Origin of the sequence: Psychrobacillus sp. FJAT-21963, from assembly GCF_001420585.1 — a bacterium.
Taxonomy (GTDB): domain Bacteria; phylum Bacillota; class Bacilli; order Bacillales_A; family Planococcaceae; genus Psychrobacillus.
Genome location: NZ_LJIY01000002.1, coordinates 532,366 through 550,641 on the forward strand (window position 1 = coordinate 532,366; position 18,276 = coordinate 550,641).

Sequence of the window (18,276 nt, forward strand, 5' to 3'; positions counted from 1 at the left end):
GGGAATTTTAATGGCTATTACGATTAAAGATGTGGCAAAATTGGCAAATGTTGCACCTTCTACAGTTTCTCGGGTGATTGCAAATAGTCCTCGTATTAGTGAAACGACGAAGAAACGTGTGAGAGAAGCGATGGAGCAACTAGGATACCATCCTAATTTTATTGCACGCAGTCTTGCAAGCCAATCCACTAAAGTGATAGGTCTTGTATTACCTCACTCGTCTGGTGTGTTTTTTCAAAACCCATTCTTTGCAGAGGTTATTCAGGGATTAAGTGAAGGTGCGCATGAAAAACACTATGCACTTCAAATGACTACTGGGAAAACGGAAGAGGAGTTATATCATGGAGTTGTGCAAATGGTCCAGGGGGGAAGGGTAGATGGAATAATCCTTTTATACTCTCGTATAGACGACAAAATTCTTTCCTATTTAAAATATAGAAAATTTCCTTTTGTCGTGATAGGTAAACCTTTTGACTTTGTGGAGAAAATTACTCATGTTGATAATGATAACTATTTAGCAGCAAAAGAAGCTACTGAATACATAATTGGTCTAGGACATAAAAAAATTGGCTTTATTGGAGGTAGTCCTAGTCTAACTGTAACGATGGATCGTTTGCTTGGATATAAAGAAGCTCTGAAGGATTCTAACATAGTCCTAAATGAAGACTATATTATTCACGAGGAATTTTTACGTGAGGGTGGACAAGAAGCAGTAATGGAACTTCTTAGAAGAAGCATTCCACCTACAGCCTTTATTGTTACAGATGATTTGATGGCTTTGGGAGTAGTTAATACACTGACAGAAATGCAAATTGACATTCCAACGGAAGTATCAATTGTAAGCTTTAATAACGCATTATTTGCTGAAATGTCCAGGCCGCCACTTACTTCAATTGATATTCATATTGTAGAACTAGGCTATCAAGCTGCGAGGAGTTTAATTCAAATGCTAGAGAATGAAAATGAACCAGTCAAACGAATAATCATTCCTCATCATTTAGTTGTTAGACAGTCATGTGCGGTTCCAACAGAGCTAATAAGTTTGGATGCAGAGTAAAAGTGATCATACATAATGGGTGCTGCAATTCTACCGAGCATGAAAACTAAGTAATATTGCCACTCACATAAGTGAGTGGTAATATTTTTTCATAGAGATTGTTTGCTGTTCATGAATAGAATTCCGTGAAAGTTGTTTAATAATAATATTATGTAAACTAAATTCTATGAAACATGTAAAATTAAGGGGTTGGGATAAATAATGTTTACTTTCAAAATGGATGATAAAACCGAGCTGAAAATGCTTGACTTGCAAGATGCACAACAAGTATATGATTTAACTATTCGTTCAAAAGATACGTTAAGAGAATGGCTACCATTTATAGACTACACGAAATCAATTGGAGATACTCAAAATTTTATACAGTCTACTATGAAGCAATTTAGTGAGAATAATGGATTACAGGCTGGTATATGGTATGAAGGAAAAATTGCAGGGGTTATCGGTTTTCACAAAATTGATTGGAACAACAAATCTACAAGTATAGGCTACTGGCTTGGTGATGGTTATAGAGGCTTAGGATTAATGACAAAATCGGTTAAATCTTTTGTCCATTATGCTTTACTAGACTTAAAGTTAAATAGAGTAGAGATACGGGCAGCTGTAGAAAATAAAAAAAGTAGAGCAGTACCAGAAAGATTAGGATTTACTGAAGAAGGTTGCGTACGTGAAGCAGAGTGGTTATATGATCACTATGTAGATCATGTTATTTATGGGATGCTTGCAAAAGATTGGCGTCAAATGGATAGCGATAATAAAAGACATTAAAAGATAGTCCAATGCAGAAACCCGTTAAGACATATGATTATAGTATATAAACATATTATTTTCTTAAGGAGGGGAATCTGTAATGTCAAATAATGATAAACTAGCACCATTCGATAAAATGATGATTATACGGTCTATTATTCTTTTTATAGCCTGGATCAATCAATTTTTAGTTATGAAAGGGTATAGTCCACTACCATTTAATGATGAAGAGCTAGAATTAGGAGTGACGCTTTTAGTAACTTTTTTAGTTTCTATTTGGGCGTGGTGGAAGAATAATGATGTTCGCTATAAAGCGCGAAGAAATACGCAATATTTAAAGGATAAAGGACTCAAATAAGTAATAGAGAACCAAAGCGATGATAAAATCGCTTTGGTTCTATTTTTTTGTTATTGATAATCGTAATAATCTTGCGCATGGACCACTTTGAATCCAATTGATTCATAAAGTTTGAGTGCATGTGCATTTTTAGTTTCTACCTCCAGATGAACAGATTGTCCAGAGTTAGATTGTTCGAGTACTACTTGTTGTAATACTTTTCTTCCTATACCTTTGCCTTGATGTGTAGGTAAGATGGAAAAACCATATATCCAAGCCTCTCCATCTTCTCTTCTTATGCGAATTTTCCCGACTGTTTCATTTTCAACATCAATCATTAACATATCGGAGTCCTTATCTTGGGTAATTCTGACTTCCATTTCTTCGGCATCTAATGCGGGTAACCCGAATGCTTCAACAGACAAGCGGATACGCATATCTAAATCATTGTCATTTGCGTGGCGTAAGGAAAATCCATCTACTGTTTCTAACACCTTTTCTTCCCATGTCATTTGATGTTCTGAGAAACTGTATATTGCACCTTGTTTTGTTAAAAATGCTTTCGCTTCAATTGAACTAGCTGGAGCATTTAATAAAACTCTTCTAAAAGATTTTTCTTTGACAACTTCCATACCTTGTTTAAATAAGAGAGTAAAGTAATTTTTTCTACGCTCACTTGGTTTAACCATTCCACATACTTCTACTGTTGAACCGAAAGGATATAATGCTAAAAAAGCTATTAATTCTTCATTTTCATAAAGCAAAAAATCCAATTCTTTGGAAGTACGATTACGAAGCATCTCCCAATTTAGCTTTAATTGAATGTGATCATGATTCTCACATTCTTTTTGTAGTTTTTCTATATCTAGTAATTGCTTTTTAGTTAACATAAGTTCTCCTTTTAATATATACAAAATAAATGACTTGGTTTTAGTTTACAATAATTTTTTGAAAATACAATCACTTAAGCTATATATAAAGTATGAAATTCCAGTAGGGAAGTTAATCTATATATGAACGTTTTTTGTTATTTCTTACATTTATTAATATTCTAAAAATTATGTTGACCTAGAGAAATATATTGCATAAAATATACTCTATGTACTTATTACACTACTAAGCTAAAGCGTTATTAGAAAAGTAAAAAAGAGAGGAATTATTATTTTATGTTGTCAATTTTAGGATTTTGTATGATTGGTATTTTTTTAATATTAGTTATCACTAAAAAACTGTCCGTGGTTGTTGCTTTCATCAGTGTTTCTGTTGTATTTGCATTAATAGGTGGTTTTGCAGGTGATATGGGTGAGATGATGATGGCCGGGATTCTCAATGTAACACCAACAGCGGTTATGATTGTTTTTGCTATTTTGTATTTTGGATTAATGATTGATGTAGGATTGTTTGATCCAATGGTTAATAAAATCTTAAACGTCGTAAAAGGGGATCCTTTAAAGATTGTAGTTGCAACTGCTATCATTACTATTTTAGTTGGGCTTGATGGAGATGGTTCTTCAACGTTTATGGTTACTGTTTCGGCAATGTTACCTCTATACACTAGACTTGGGATGAATCGCTTAATATTAGCTTCGGTAGTAGGACTGGCTGCTGGAGTGATGAATATTATTCCATGGGGTGGACCTTTGGTTAGAGCTTCAGCTAGCCTTCAGGTAGATGTATCTGACTTGTTTATACCATTGATTCCTGTTATGGTTTCAGGACTATTATGGGCACTTTTTGTAGCATACATATTAGGCAAGAGAGAAAGAAAGAGATTAGGCATTGTTAAATTAGAGGAAACTTCCACTGCATCTCTTGAGATTGCGGCAACAAGTAAGGGGACTTCTACTAAATATTGGTTTAATCTATTTTTAACGATTGTTCTTATGGTTTTACTTGTAATGGATGTGTTACCAATTGCCATTTTGTTTGCGGTAGCTTATGCTATAGCACTTTTTGTCAATTATTCAAATGCTCAGAAACAGCAAGATCAGATTTTAAGCCATGCAAATAGTTTTGTTATGATCAGTACGATGGTATTTGCCGCTGGTATTTTTACTGGAATTTTTAGTGGAACAGGTATGATGGATGCAATGGCATCTACTTTAGTTTCTGTAATTCCTGAATCACTTGGAAGCCATTTGCCTGTTATCGTAGCTATTACTAGTATTCCAATGAGCTTTGTGTTCTCACCGGATGCTTACTATTTTGGTATTCTTCCCATTCTAGCTGAAACGGCTGCCGGTTTTGGTATTGACCCAGTAGAGATTGGACGTGCCGCTTTGCTTGGACATTCAACAGCTGGATTTCCACTATCTCCTTTAGTACCTGCAACATTTATATTAATTGGACTAGTTGGAGTGGATTTTGGAGAGCATCAAAAGTTTTTATTTAAGTGGGCATTTGGAACGACGATTGTCATGACCATAACTGCTGTGCTTACTGGAGTAATTTCGTTGTAAAATCAAAAAGTACCGTTCTAATTTATAAATAGAACGGTACTTTCAGACTGTAGACAAACTCAAAGAAATTAGAAATTGTCTATAGTCTTTCTTTATTTACAATACATAGTAAGAAATCGTCAATTTCCGTTTCAGGCGCTACACTTTCCACGGGCACGGCCTCAGCCTTCTCCCTTGCTCCTGCGCAAGCTCGTCGCAAAAATTAATTTCGCTATGCTCAGTCCGGGTGCTTTGGCTCGTGCTGTTCCCGTAGGAGTCTTCGCGCCTTCCACTCCAATCGACTAGTGTTGGCTAATCTAAAAAGTGTTGAGTTTTTAAATCTTCTAAGACTTTCAGGTGTTGAATATCATGATGACTAAAAACCAAATCAATGAAAGTGAACAACTTGAAATGCTAACGATTGAGAAGCTTGTACCGAAGGACCCACTTGAACATGGAAGCTGCCTAATGCAAGTTGAAAACGTCTCGTAGAGATTTACTCACTCATTAAATTCAGGGGAATTTTGAACTCAAATGCTTTCAAAATTGACAAAGTACCGTTCTAATTTATAAATAGAACGGTACTTTTCGTTATTTGAACTTATTTTCCTTATATAGCAAAGCACCGCTTGGGCAGGTAGCAATTACTCTTTTTACATCCTCAATTAGTGCTGCATCAGGTTGAATCCATGGCTTTCGATTCACATTGAATACAGAAGGTAAATATTTCACGCAGTTTGCTGCATGAGTACATTTATTTAAATTAAAATAGACATCAATATCTTGGCTTGTGTATATTTTATAATCCTTCATTCTAGCCTCCTGGATTGTTCATACGAGATTTAAATGTCAATCATTATTGGAAGAATCATTGGTCTTCTTTTCGTTTTCTTATATAAAAGATGTTCTACAGATTTTTTAATATTTTGTTTTAGGACACGTTGATTTTTATTTTTATCTTGCAGCTGGTTGATAGTCGATCGAACTGAATTATTTACTTCATTAATTAATTCTTCTGCGTCTGGACCATACACGAAACCTCTAGAAATAGTGTCCGGACCGGTAACTATTTGATTGTTAGATTTATTGATTGATGTGACGATAACTAGCATGCCATCTTCTGAAAGTAGTTTTCGATCTCTTAAAATAATATTCCCAACGTCTCCTATTCCAAAACCATCCACAAACACATTTCCAGATTCAATAGTTCGGGTATGTCTAGCTTCTTCATTTTCTATATCAACTACACCGCCATTACTGACAATAAATATATTCTCTTTTTTCACACCAACTGATTCTGCTAATAAGCTGTGATGTCTTAGCATTCGATACTCTCCATGAATAGGAATAAAGTATTTCGGTTTCATTAGTGTTAGCATAAGTTTTAGTTCCTCCTGGCATGCATGACCTGAAACATGCATCCCAGTAACACTACCTGAGCCATAAATTACTCTAGCTCCTAATTGAAATAAATTATCGATAATTTTAGAAATACTTCGCTCGTTTCCAGGAATAGGACCTGCTGCAAGAATCACAGTATCATCAGGCAAAACTTCTACTTGGCGAAAATTAGAACTGGCTAGACGTGCTAAAGCAGCCATAGGCTCTCCTTGACTTCCTGTACAAATGATCACTACTTTTTCAGGATTCATTGATTGTACTTCACTTGCATCAATAATCATTCCTTCTGGAATCTCTAAATAACCACGTTCTCTTGCAACTGCTACAACATTAACCATGCTACGGCCGAGCAATGCAATTTTTCGATTTGTTTTAATAGCTGCTTGAACTATTTGTTGTATACGGTGAACATTGGAAGCAAAAGTGGAAATAAAAATCTTTCTTGGCGCTCGACGAAATTCCTCTTCTATATGATCGCCAACAAGCTGCTCCGAAGGAGTAGAACCTGGCCTTTCAGCATTCGTACTTTCTGATAATAATAGCAATACACCATTTTGACCTAATTCCGCCATTTTATGAATATCTGGAGATTGATTGTCCACGGGGGTTAGATCGAACTTAAAATCACCAGTATGTACGATTGTACCTTGTGGTGTATGGAAAGCTATGCCTAAGCAATCAGGGATACTGTGGCTAGTTCTGAAAAATGTCGCGTTAATAGTACCTAATCTAAGTTTTGATTCTGAATCAATCAATAGAAGTTTTGTTTCTCTTAATAAGCCATGTTCTTTTAATTTTATTTCAATTAAACCTAGTGTTAAGTTTGTTGCATAAACAGGCACTTTTAATTGTTTTAAGAAATAGGGGATACCTCCGATATGATCCTCATGACCATGGGTAATAATCAAGCCTCTGATTTTTTCAATATTATCCTTTAAATAAGAAACATCTTGAATGATTAAATCAATTCCTAGTAGACTTTCATCTGGAAATTTAGATCCGCAATCAATCACAACAATATCGTCATCAGACTGTATAACATACATATTTTTCCCTATTTCATTTACGCCACCGAGAGCAAAAACAGCTATTTTAGAATCAGTTGTATACAATTTTCAGTACCTCCATATTAAATTTATATATATACAAGTATGGCCTTTTAATTGGGTTTTATAAGGTGTTATTAAAAAATCCTCTCAATCCAAAAAGATAGAAAGCACCTCTTCATAAAAAGAGGTGCTCAGACAAAGTATCCCGTGAGTTCGTCTCTTGGGGAACTTTGTCAATTTTCACGTTCATTGATTTGATTTTTAGTCATCATGATATTCAACACCTATCGTCTTAGAAGATTTAGAAACTCAACTCTTTTTAAATTTGCCAACACTAGTCGATTGGAGTAGAAGGCGCGAAGACTCCTACGGGAACAGCACGAGCCGAAGCACCCGGACTGAGCGTAGCGAGGGAGAAGGCTGAGGCCGTGCCCGTGGAAAGCGTAGCGCCTGAAACGGAAATCGACGATTTCTCACTATGTATTGAAATAAAAAAAAAGACCATGACAATTTCAAATTTCTTTGAGTTTATCTACAGTCTGAGCACCTCTTCATACAAAGAGGTGCTTTATCTATACTCCGGAGGTAGGACTCGAACCTACGACCAACCGGTTAACAGCCGGTTGCTCTACCACTGAGCTACTTCGGATTAATAAAATTTTCTAATTATATTGTTACCATCCTGATGAAAAATTATTCGTGAGATTTATTTTTATGATCTTATAAGTAATATATTTCAATTGAAAAGGGTATAGAGAGAAAGGCGTGATAGATATAGGAGAGTGAAAAGATGAAAAATAAGACTATTATATATGAATTTGTCATCTTCTTGTTTATCTTATTGTACTTAACAATAATTGTCACAAGCTATTCAGGTAGTGAAATTTTGACAGCACAACAAATTAAATGGGCAGACTATAGTTTTATTATCTATTTCTCCATTGAATATATCGTTAGATTATATAATTCAAATGACAAGAAAAAATTTGTGAAAGAAAACATATTTGACCTTATTGCACTCATTCCGTTTGATGCTTTTTTCAAAGTTGCTCGTCTTATGCGTTTAGTTCGATTAATAAGAATTATTAAAGTATCAAAGACATTACAAGAAATTTTTAAGTCAGGCGGATTATCAAATGTTTTTATATTTACTTTTCTAATCATGACCTGGGGAGCAGTTAGCAATTATATTTTAGAAAAGGGAGAGAATCCAAATATAAATAGTTTGGTCGATTCCATATGGTGGTCAATTGTGACTGTTTCTACAGTAGGATATGGTGATATCTCACCGGTCACAATCGGAGGAAGGATTATTGCAAGTATTCTTATGTTAGTAGGTATTGGTTTAATAGGATCTATTACAGGAAGTATGGCAATTTATTTCTCTAATATTGAACAAACAGTTGATCCAGAAGACGATCCACTCGTTAACAATGAGGACGATTTAGATACATATATTAGGAAGCAACTAAAAAAAATTGACAAATTAAATGAGGAAGAATTTGATCATTTACTAAAATCAATCAATGTATTGTACCAGAAAAAAAATAACGTAAGAGGGGATTCAAATGATGTGTAAAAAGTGTAAAGGGACTGGGAAAATTAAAATTACTTTGCCTATTCCAATCGAAATAAAATGCCCTATTTGTAAAGGGAAGGGAGTAATTTAGAAAATTATATGCGTACATGATACTAAAGAAGCAACCATCAATTGGCCGTGTGAGTTAAAAACATCAACGGCTTTTTTTGTTCACAAATGTATTTNCAAATCTATTTTTGAATGATTTGAATGTATATATTCTTATTTACAATTATAAAAATCCATTTCGTCCATAATAATCGGTAAACAAACTTGAAAGAAAAGTGAAGGTGAACAACATGAGTAACTGGCTAGAGCTTTATGATAATATGGGAGATTATTTAGCACCAAGTATGGCTAAGGATCATCCGAATATTCCAATAGTGAAAGAAGAGGGCTGTTATTACTATGGAGTAGATGGTAAGACTTACTTGGATTTCACATCTGGAATCGCTGTAGCGAATACAGGGCATCGTCATCCGAAGGTTGTACAAAGCATTAAGGATGCCGCTGATCAGCTTGTACATGGACCATCAGGCGTCATAATGTATGATTCGATTTTAAAACTTGCGAAAAATCTTGGTGATGTATTACCTGGTAACTTAGATTGCTTTTTCTTTGCAAATAGTGGAACTGAGGCAATTGAAGGTGCTTTAAAGCTTGCAAAATTTGTAACCCAACGTCCTTACGTTGTGTCATTTACCGGGTGCTTCCACGGTCGTTCTCTTGGTGCTTTGGGTGTAACAACGTCGAAGAGTAAATATCGAAAGTTTTTACAACCTTCGCATTTGTCTTATCAAATTCCTTATGCGGACGTAAAGGGTTGTCCTGAAGGATTGGATCCTGAAGTTTACTGTGTAGAACAACTAGAGAAGGATTTTAAACGACTCTTTAATCACCAAGTTACTCCCGAGGAAGTAGCATGTGTTATTTTAGAACCAGTTTTAGGTGAGGGTGGTTACATCATTCCACCGAAAGCATGGGTAAAGAAAATAAGAGAAATTTGTGATCAGCATGGTATTTTATTGATATTTGACGAAGTGCAAACAGGATTCGGACGAACAGGAGAATGGTTTGCTGCGCAATATTTTGACGTAACACCAGATATTATGGCTATAGCGAAAGGTATCGCATCTGGTTTACCGTTAAGTGCCACTGTTGCTTCCAAAGAATTAATGCAACAATGGCCTTTAGGAATGCATGGTACAACATTTGGAGGAAATCCTATAGCTTGTTCAGTAGCGTTAACAACTTTAGAAATTCTTCATGAGGAAAAACTAATTGAAAACTCTAAAGTAGTTGGAGCTTATGCTACGGAGCGTTTAAAAAGACTTCAATCAAAATATTCCATAGTAAGTGATGTACGTTCAGTAGGCTTAATGATTGGAATTGAAATTTCTAACCCAAAAACAGGCGAGCCAGATGGACAAGCGGTAATGAAAATTCTTGATTATGCATTAGAAGAAGGTGTTCTATTCTACCTTTGTGGAAACGTCGGTGAAGTTATTCGGATGATTCCACCATTAACTATTACAAAAGAACAAATAGATGACGGCTTAGAAATGTTAGAAAAAGCAATTATTCGTTTTATTCAAGAAAAATCAAACTGAAAAAGAAGAGGAGTCAACAATTATGAAAAATAAACTATTTTTATTCATGTTAGTACTTGTTATGTCTATTTTAGGAGCATGTGGAACTGCGGAAAAAGAAGAATCAACAAATGGCGAAGGTTCAGCAACAGAGGATAAAAAGGTATTGGTAATGGGGACGTCTGCTGACTACGCACCATTTGAGTTTGTGGATACAGAGAATAGTAATGAAATTATTGGATTTGATATAGATTTAGCTAATGCAATTTCAGAAAAAATTGGATTTGAAGTAGAAGTAAAAGATATGGATTTCAACAGTTTAATCCCGGCATTACAAGCAGAAAAAGTAGATTTTATATTAGCTGGAATGAGCCCAACTCCTGAACGTGATGAGGTAGTAGACTTTTCAATTCCTTATAACGAAACAGTACAAATGGTAGTGACTAAAAAGGATAGTGGTATCGAAAAAGTAGAAGATTTAGCTGGTAAAACCGTGGGAGTGCAAATTTCTTCTATTCAAGAAGAATTAGCAAATGAAGTAGCTAAAATAGTAGATATGAAAGTAGAAAGCCGTAACCTTATTCCAGAAGTAGTACAAGAATTAATGACAAAACGTTTTGATGCAGCGATTATCGAGGATATTGTAGCAGAAAACTATGTACAAAGAAATGCTGAACTAACTTATTTCCCAGTAGAGGTAGATGAAGCAGATTATAAAGTTGCTGTTTTACCTGAAGGAAGCGACTTAAAAGCTCAATTTGATCAAGCAATTCAAGAATTAATTGATAGCGGTAAAATTGAAGAGCTTCAACAAAAATGGTTTGTTGTGGAAGAATAAATAGTAAGTAAAGAAAGGAGGGGGACGTTGTGAACTTAGATTTTACAGCAGTCTTACCCTCTATTCCTTATATTTTAGAAGGAATAGGTATAACGCTTCAAATCGTATTGTGCGCAACCATCATTGGTTTCTTATTAGGAATTTTATTAGCTTTATTTAAAATTGGACGTATTAAATTGTTGCGCTGGATTGCGGATATATATACATCCATTTTTCGGGGAACACCGCTCGTATTACAATTAATGATCATTTACTATGCAATACCACAGTTATTAGACATTCAAATTGATCCAATGCCTGCTGCTATATTAGCATTCGGTTTAAATTCTGGTGCTTATATTTCGGAAATCATTCGTGGAGGTATTAATGCAGTTGATAAAGGCCAACAAGAGGCAGCCCTAGCATTAGGAATTCCATATTTTAAAATGATGAAAGATATCATTTTACCACAGGCATTAAAGAACATTCTACCAGCATTAATGAATGAATTCATTACACTAAACAAGGAATCTGCAATTGTAACAGTTATTGGAGCCCTAGATATTATGCGCCGTGCCTATGTTGTCGGAGGCTCAACATATCGATATTTGGAGCCATTATTAATTGCTGGTGTAATTTATTATATTATGACGCTCATTTTGACATTCCTTGGGAAAATGCTAGAAAAGAGGATGAGTAGAAGTGATTAAAGTAGAAAATTTGCATAAATCATTTGGAAAAAATGAAGTATTAAAAGGAATTTCGACTGTCATTAAGGAAAAAGAGGTAATTGCAGTAATTGGACCATCCGGTTCAGGAAAATCGACGTTTTTACGTTGTATGAACTTATTAGAAGAGCCTACAGAAGGCGTTATTACTATTGGTAATGATGTTGTAACAGATAAACAGACAAATATTATGAAGGTAAGAGAAAACGTAGGAATGGTATTCCAACACTTTTACTTGTTCCCTCATAAAACAGTACTAGAGAATTTAACGTATGCTCCAATTAATGTGCAAGGAATTTCAAAACAGCATGCAATAGAAAAAGCAGATATACTATTACGCCAAGTTGGCCTATTTGAAAAACGAGACGAGTATCCAAATCGATTGTCAGGTGGACAAAAGCAGCGTGTTGCGATTGCACGTGCTTTAGCGATGAATCCTTCCGTTATGCTTTTTGACGAACCAACCTCAGCGCTTGATCCAGAAATGGTAAAGGAAGTACTTGCTGTGATGAAGTCACTTGCTGAATCAGGAATGACGATGGTTATTGTGACACATGAAATGAATTTTGCGCGAGAAGTAGCAGATCGTATATTATTTTTAGATGGTGGCCAGCTTGTAGAAGATACACCACCAGATCAGTTTTTCACGGAACCTAAATCAGTACGAGCGAAAGAATTTTTACAAAAGGTATTATAAACTAGTGAAGCAAACCCAAAGTAGTGGGTTTGCTTTTTTTATATATGATTACAGAAAGAATTTGGTTATGTACAAACAAAACAAAAGAACGGGTACAGTAATATACTTATATATTTTTTGACCTTTGTTGTTTCTTTTATATAAGAGGTACGAACTGGACCAACAATCATGAGAACAATGAAGAGAGGGAAAATAACTGATTCTGTTACTTCCATCACTAGAAAAGTTATTGACTGCGTAGGATTGAGTGGTGGAGGTGCTTTATTATTTAAGATATTGGAGAGAGGTATGATTGTATTTCTTTATAGAAAAATGCACATGACGAAATATTATTTCATCATGTGCAATCTGATTCATTTATTAATTTGTTGTATATACATGGATTGTTCCATCCAATGGAATTAAGCTATTTTCTTTTGGTAACTGAGAAAGTATTTGATTACCATCACCATGCCAAACGATTGAAAAAGGATACATATACGCAGTTATTTCCTCTTTCTTAGTACCTACTAGATTTGGAACTCTAGTTTGTGGTACATCACCCCATCTATACTCTTTTTCGATTTGTTCACCGGATCCAGTTTTTTGAAGTGTGTCTTCTAAAATTTGTCCTACAATCGGAGCTGCTATAACCCCACCAAATTGAGCACTATGTTTTGGGTTATCAATTGCTACGTATACGATGAGTTCGGGATTGTCTGCAGGAGCAAAACCTATAAACGAAACAATATATTCACCGTCGACATATCTGCCATCTTTAACTTTTTGAGCGGTTCCCGTTTTACCACCAATTCGCAATTGGTCTCTAAATGCATTTCTACCAGAACCTTCTGCAACAACATGCTCCAATGCATCACGTACTTTTGCTGATGTTTCTTCCCGAATTACTTGGCGTTTCATTTCTGGTTCAGTACTGGATAATAGCTCGTTTGACACTCCATCTAAAACGTTCTTAACGATATACGGTTTGTATAAGTAACCACCATTTATGGCTGCAGCAACTGCTTGCACTTGTTGAATAGGGGTAACGGAAATACCTTGACCAAACGAGGTAGTTGCAGGCTCGATAGGACCATAATTCTCTTCACTAAACAAGATTCCCGTTGATTCTCCAGCCATACCCGACTCGGTAGATTCTCCAAAACCAAATTTACGAATATATTCCGATAATCTATCTTCTCCTAATCGCTGACCAAGTTCGATAAAACCTGGGTTACATGAGTTTTGGACTACTTCTAAGAATGTTTGAAGTCCATGCCCATCTCTTTTCCAACATCGTAACTTTACACCATCCACTATTGCATATCCTGGATCATAGAAAGTATCTTTTTCTAAGTCTACAACATCTTCTTCAAGTGCAGCGCTTAATGTAATAATTTTAAATGTTGAACCAGGTTCAAAAGTCATCCAAACAGGTAAATTTCTATTGTAAATCGCTTGGTCTACCTCTTGGTACGATAATGGATCAAAATTTGGTGCGGAAGCAAGAGCCAAAATTTCTCCATTATTAGGATTCATCACTATAGCGACACCTTGAGTTGCCTCATATTTTTGCATCGCTTGAGATAATTCACGCTCTACCACTTGCTGAATATGTAAATCTACAGTTAATTGAATATGATTTCCTGTTAATCCATTTTTCCAACCATCATCGACGTGAGGAAGTGGAATGCCTTTAGCATCCGTATATAAACGTATAGCAGAATCTTCTCCTTTTAATATGGAATCATATTGATATTCTATTCCGGCAAGACCTTGTGCATCAGAGCCTGTAAATCCTAATAATCTTGATAGCATATTACCATGTGGATATTCCCTAATATAATCAATCCCGGCATAGAGACCTTTAATATTTTTGTCTTGAATTTCCATAGCAAGCTCTGAGGTTATATTTTTACCTGCAGGAGCCAGCTTTATTATGGAAGCTCTTTTGGATAATTGTTCTAAAATAACTTCTTCTTCTGTTTTTAAAAGTGGTGCAATTTGCTCCGCAACTTTTTTTGGATCATCATTTTGTGAGGGCATATAAAAGAGTGTTGGTGATAGTTTGTTCCCAACTATCACTTCTCCATTTCTGTCCAAAATGTTTCCTCTAATGGAGGCATAGGGTAACTCTCGATCCCAGCTTTCTTTAGCTTTTAAAGTAAGCTCTTCAAACTGAAAGACTTGCAGGTGAATTAATTTCAACATTACTACTATAAACATGATAAAAGTTACAATCCATATTGTTCGAAGCCGAATAATTTGTTTAACTTTGGAAATCTCATTTTCCCCTTTTAAACTTTTTAGATAACATATGAAAATTTGATTTTGAATATGTCCTAGTAAATGTAGTGATTTAGTTTTTCTAATTTGGAAGAGTAGTACTTGACTGGTTTACAACTTCGAATAAATAAAAATATACATTAGTATTGCACATTAATTAAATAAATTGTATTATATAAATCGTAACCATTACGATTTAAAATGAATGAAGGAGGAAATGTATGAATAAAAAGATACCGGTCACCGTTTTAAGCGGTTATCTAGGAGCAGGAAAAACTACAGTACTGAACTACTTATTGGCAAATAAGGATGGAAAGAAAATAGCTGTAATAGTAAATGACATGAGTGAGATTAACATTGATTCTCAACTTATCCAGAACGGGGGTTTTTCACGAACTAAAGAAACATTAGTCGAACTGACAAATGGTTGTATCTGTTGTACACTTCGTGAAGATTTGATTATGGAAGTCGAGAAGCTCGCTAAAAATGGGAATATCGATTATTTAGTTATTGAATCGACCGGTATTTCTGAACCTATACCTGTAGCACAAACATTTACATACATTGATGAAGAAGTTGGTATCGATTTATCTAAATTTTGTACGTTAGATGCCATGATAACTGTGGTAGATGCCTTCCGTTTTTGGAGTGATTATGAAAGTGGAGAATCGCTTCTTGAACGGAAACAAACAGATGATGTTCAAGACATTCGGGATGTTTCGGATCTATTGATTGATCAAATTGAATTTGCAAATATTTTATTGATAAGTAAAACAGATTTAGTCACACCTGAATATTTGCAAGCATTTAAATCCTTTTTAAAAAAATTAAATCCTGAAGCAGCTATTGTTCCAATGGTAAATGGGGCAGTTGCCCCGGAGGAAATTTTGGACAAAAGACTTTTTGACTTCGAGAAAGCAAGCCAAGGTGCTGGATGGATTAAAGAATTAAATGATGAACATATCCCGGAGACTGAGGAATATGGAATAACATCTTTTGTATATAGAAGAAAACGCCCATTCCACCCAGAACGTTGGTACGATTGGTTGAAAGCTTTTCCTCAAGAAATTGTTCGGTCCAAAGGATTCTTCTGGTTAGCAACTCGTAATAATATGTCAGGTATACTATCCCAAGCTGGATCTTCAATCCAAATTCAGGGTGCTGGTAATTGGGTAGCATCTCTCTCGAAAGATGAACAACAAATGATATTACAAGAAGACTCTTCTTTGACATCTAGATGGGATGACATTCTTGGAGACCGACTGACAGAAATGGTATGGATTGGGCTTGAGATGGATAGATATGAAATTGAAACCGGTCTTGATTCATGTTTATTAACAGATGAGGAAATGGTTAGTGACTGGACAAAATTATCGGATCCACTTCCTCCGTTTAGTTCAAATTGAACTATTATTTGACACATAGCATTTCCGAAATTGGTACGCAAATTAGGAGGAAGATCAATGAGGTTAAAAATCACCCTTGCTTGTACAGAGACTGGTGACCGCAATTACATTACGAAGAAGAACAAACGTAATAACCCAGAACGTATAGAGCTGAAAAAATATTGTCCTCGATTACGTAAAGTGACTTTGCATAGAGAAACAAAGTAATAAACATTAAAGATATATTGACTAAACTAAATATATCGATTAATATTATTNTTAAAAAATATAGGAAAATAGCGATGAAGAGAAGAGTAATTATGATTAATTATTTCCAGAGAGCTCCTATTGGTGAGAAGGAGTATTAATTATGCTAGTGAAAAAAGGCTCGGAGCTTCGCACGGATCTAAGACATAATCTTAGTGATAATGCGACGGGATCTCCCGTTATAGAGATAGGGTATAATCAATGTGTTAATTGCCGTACCCGAAAAGGTTGATATGGTGACATATCAATAAACTGGGGTGGTACCACGAAGCTAATAACTCTCGTCCTCAAGATTAATAATCTTGGGGGTGGGGGTTTTTTTGTTGTTTATAAATACAGTAATTACATGTGACAATATAAAAAGTATGGAGTGATTAAAATGAGTAATGAAGAAACAATACGAAGAATAGAGAAAATAAGGTTGCTTAAATCTCAGGGAATAACAGTATATCCTGAAAGATATGATACAAATTATGAACTTATTGAAGCGAAAATGCTGGAAGATGGAACTTCTGGAGTACAAGTTGCTGGAAGAATAACAGGTATTAGAAACTTTAATCATTTAAGTTTTATAACTATATCCAACATATACGGAGGTTTACAACTACTATTGAAAAAAGAGGAAGTTGGTGAACCTACTTATAATCAATTTCATCATTTATTGGATATTGGAGATTTTATCGGAGTTACAGGAATTATGTACACAACTAAAACAAATGAGAAAACACTACGTATTGAAAGTTATAAGTTTCTAGGGAAGGCATTGCATTCTCTTCCGGAAAAATGGCATGGATTAAACGATATTGAGTTAAGGTATAGGCAACGCTACTTAGATTTAATAATGACAAAAGATACGCAAAATCGTTTACTAGCTAGAACAAGTTTGGTTCGATCTATTAGGAGATTCTTTGAAGAACAGAATTTCTTAGAAGTTGAAACTCCTATATTACAACATACTTCATCTGGTGCAATAGCAAAACCTTTTAAGACCTTTCATCATTCTTTGGATACGGAACTGAACTTGCGAATTGCACCAGAAACTTATTTGAAGAGATTAATTGTTGGAGGCTTTACAAAAGTATTTGAATTTGCAAAGTGCTTTAGGAATGAAGGAATCAGTCCTCAACATCTTCAAGAATTTACAATGGTTGAAGGATATGCAGCTTATTGGAATTATGAAGATACGATGAAATTAATGCGTGAAATGGTTCTGTTTGTTCTTGAAAATACATTTAATACAACTTCCATTATGATGCGAGGTCAAAAAATTGATTTTTCATTAGAGTGGGATATTGTATCTTTTAGAGATTTAATATTAAAGGACACAGGAATTGACATAGATCTTTATCCAGATGTTAAAGATTTATACATGGAAACGAAGAGAAAAAATATTCAAATAGAACATTCGGATATTCAATCTTTAGGTAGAGGTAACTTCATAGATCTGCTTTATAAGAAAATAAGTAGACCTCAAATTGTAAAACCAACTTTTTTAATTCAACATCCAATTGACTTATCACCATTAGCAAGAGCTAATGACAATAATTATTCGCTAACAGATCGTTTTCAATTAGTAGTAAACGGTTCAGAAATTATTAATGCATATTCAGAGCTAGTTGACCCGTTAGAGCAAAGAAGAAGGCTAGAAGAACAAGCTCTCCTTAAAAGTAATGGTGATTTGGAAGCTATGGAGATGGATGAAGAGTATTTAACAGCTATGGAATATGGAATGCCTCCAATTTCAGGTTGGGGATTTGGTATTGAACGATTATTAATGGTTCTAACTGATAGTGAAACGATAAAAGATTGTGTTTTCTTTCCATTAACTAAAAAGCTTTAAGACAATTGCTATTCCTTTCTCAATAAAAAGATTTTAAAGACAAAAGCATTAATCCAATGGGATTAATGCTTTTCTAT

At 34.9% G+C, this 18,276-nt stretch carries 17 protein-coding genes, 1 tRNA gene and 1 other annotated feature; of the genes, 13 read left to right on the forward strand and 5 right to left on the reverse strand.

The genetic code is table 11. The annotated features are described in order from the left end of the window. Nucleotides 1-10 precede the first annotated feature (10 nt). The 3 genes from AN959_RS08445 to AN959_RS08455 all read left to right on the forward strand — a co-directional run bounded on the left by AN959_RS08445 (nucleotide 11) and on the right by AN959_RS08455 (nucleotide 2,165). Nucleotides 11-1,057 (forward strand): LacI family DNA-binding transcriptional regulator, encoded by a 1,047-nt coding sequence (locus AN959_RS08445; RefSeq protein WP_056829866.1) that lies wholly within the window; start codon nucleotides 11-13, stop codon nucleotides 1,055-1,057. Between the two features lie 201 nt (nucleotides 1,058-1,258). Further along, nucleotides 1,259-1,825: a GNAT family N-acetyltransferase gene (locus AN959_RS08450; protein ID WP_056829868.1), complete on the forward strand. Its 567-nt coding sequence runs from the start codon at nucleotides 1,259-1,261 to the stop codon at nucleotides 1,823-1,825. An 82-nt stretch (nucleotides 1,826-1,907) separates the two neighbouring features. After that, complete coding sequence (locus AN959_RS08455; protein WP_056829870.1) at nucleotides 1,908-2,165, forward strand: phage holin; 258 nt, start codon at nucleotides 1,908-1,910, stop codon at nucleotides 2,163-2,165. Nucleotides 2,166-2,215: 50 nt separating this feature from the next. Here the strand turns inward: AN959_RS08455 and AN959_RS08460 are convergent, their stop codons facing one another. After that, the gene (locus AN959_RS08460) at nucleotides 2,216-3,034 is read right to left on the reverse strand and encodes a GNAT family N-acetyltransferase (protein ID WP_056829872.1); all 819 of its coding nucleotides are present in this window, start codon (nucleotides 3,032-3,034) and stop codon (nucleotides 2,216-2,218) included. 276 nt (nucleotides 3,035-3,310) lie between these two features. Between AN959_RS08460 and AN959_RS08465 the strand changes: the two genes are divergently transcribed. Both AN959_RS08465 and AN959_RS21860 read left to right on the forward strand, forming a co-directional pair. Continuing rightward, nucleotides 3,311-4,603 carry a CitMHS family transporter gene (locus AN959_RS08465; RefSeq protein WP_056829874.1) on the forward strand — a complete coding sequence of 431 codons (1,293 nt, stop codon included), beginning with the start codon at nucleotides 3,311-3,313 and terminating at the stop codon, nucleotides 4,601-4,603. A 348-nt stretch (nucleotides 4,604-4,951) separates the two neighbouring features. After that, nucleotides 4,952-5,074, forward strand: coding sequence for a hypothetical protein (locus AN959_RS21860; protein ID WP_256363922.1), 123 nt, complete (start codon nucleotides 4,952-4,954; stop codon nucleotides 5,072-5,074). Nucleotides 5,075-5,173: 99 nt separating this feature from the next. Here AN959_RS21860 and AN959_RS08470 read toward each other — a convergent pair whose 3' ends face one another. The 3 genes from AN959_RS08470 to AN959_RS08480 all read right to left on the reverse strand — a co-directional run bounded on the left by AN959_RS08470 (nucleotide 5,174) and on the right by AN959_RS08480 (nucleotide 7,681). Further along, nucleotides 5,174-5,395 carry a (4Fe-4S)-binding protein gene (locus tag AN959_RS08470; protein WP_053589545.1) on the reverse strand — a complete coding sequence of 74 codons (222 nt, stop codon included), beginning with the start codon at nucleotides 5,393-5,395 and terminating at the stop codon, nucleotides 5,174-5,176. A 29-nt stretch (nucleotides 5,396-5,424) separates the two neighbouring features. Beyond that, nucleotides 5,425-7,095, reverse strand: coding sequence for a ribonuclease J (locus AN959_RS08475; RefSeq protein WP_053589544.1), 1,671 nt, complete (start codon nucleotides 7,093-7,095; stop codon nucleotides 5,425-5,427). Nucleotides 7,096-7,609: 514 nt separating this feature from the next. Next, nucleotides 7,610-7,681, reverse strand: a tRNA-Asn gene (locus AN959_RS08480). Nucleotides 7,682-7,822: 141 nt separating this feature from the next. On the opposite strand from AN959_RS08480, the gene AN959_RS08485 reads away from it, so the two are divergent. The 5 genes from AN959_RS08485 to AN959_RS08505 all read left to right on the forward strand — a co-directional run bounded on the left by AN959_RS08485 (nucleotide 7,823) and on the right by AN959_RS08505 (nucleotide 12,442). Then, complete coding sequence (locus AN959_RS08485; RefSeq protein ID WP_056829875.1) at nucleotides 7,823-8,611, forward strand: ion transporter; 789 nt, start codon at nucleotides 7,823-7,825, stop codon at nucleotides 8,609-8,611. Between the two features lie 299 nt (nucleotides 8,612-8,910). After that, on the forward strand, nucleotides 8,911-10,221 hold the full coding sequence (locus AN959_RS08490; protein ID WP_056829877.1) for an aspartate aminotransferase family protein: 1,311 nt from the start codon (nucleotides 8,911-8,913) through the stop codon (nucleotides 10,219-10,221). A 22-nt stretch (nucleotides 10,222-10,243) separates the two neighbouring features. Next, nucleotides 10,244-11,038 carry a transporter substrate-binding domain-containing protein gene (locus tag AN959_RS08495; RefSeq protein WP_056829879.1) on the forward strand — a complete coding sequence of 265 codons (795 nt, stop codon included), beginning with the start codon at nucleotides 10,244-10,246 and terminating at the stop codon, nucleotides 11,036-11,038. 29 nt (nucleotides 11,039-11,067) lie between these two features. Then, entirely contained in the window at nucleotides 11,068-11,727 is a 660-nt protein-coding gene (locus tag AN959_RS08500) for an amino acid ABC transporter permease (RefSeq protein WP_053589540.1), read from the forward strand. Next, a complete protein-coding gene (locus AN959_RS08505) occupies nucleotides 11,720-12,442 on the forward strand; it encodes an amino acid ABC transporter ATP-binding protein (protein WP_056829882.1) in 723 nt (240 codons plus the stop codon). Before AN959_RS08500 ends, AN959_RS08505 begins: the two co-directional genes overlap by 8 nt. A 360-nt stretch (nucleotides 12,443-12,802) precedes the next feature. Here AN959_RS08505 and AN959_RS08510 read toward each other — a convergent pair whose 3' ends face one another. Continuing rightward, the gene (locus tag AN959_RS08510; RefSeq protein WP_082460889.1) at nucleotides 12,803-14,647 is read right to left on the reverse strand and encodes a penicillin-binding transpeptidase domain-containing protein; all 1,845 of its coding nucleotides are present in this window, start codon (nucleotides 14,645-14,647) and stop codon (nucleotides 12,803-12,805) included. Nucleotides 14,648-14,928: 281 nt separating this feature from the next. Between AN959_RS08510 and AN959_RS08515 the strand changes: the two genes are divergently transcribed. From AN959_RS08515 to lysS, 3 genes are all read left to right on the forward strand, one after another. Beyond that, nucleotides 14,929-16,113, forward strand: coding sequence for a GTP-binding protein (locus AN959_RS08515; protein ID WP_056829886.1), 1,185 nt, complete (start codon nucleotides 14,929-14,931; stop codon nucleotides 16,111-16,113). Between the two features lie 57 nt (nucleotides 16,114-16,170). After that, entirely contained in the window at nucleotides 16,171-16,320 is a 150-nt protein-coding gene (gene rpmG, locus AN959_RS08520) for a 50S ribosomal protein L33 (protein WP_053589536.1), read from the forward strand. 65 nt (nucleotides 16,321-16,385) lie between these two features. Then, nucleotides 16,386-16,651, forward strand: a binding site (T-box leader). 87 nt (nucleotides 16,652-16,738) lie between these two features. Continuing rightward, the gene (gene lysS, locus AN959_RS08525) at nucleotides 16,739-18,199 is read left to right on the forward strand and encodes a lysine--tRNA ligase (protein WP_056829888.1); all 1,461 of its coding nucleotides are present in this window, start codon (nucleotides 16,739-16,741) and stop codon (nucleotides 18,197-18,199) included. Nucleotides 18,200-18,276 lie beyond the last annotated feature (77 nt).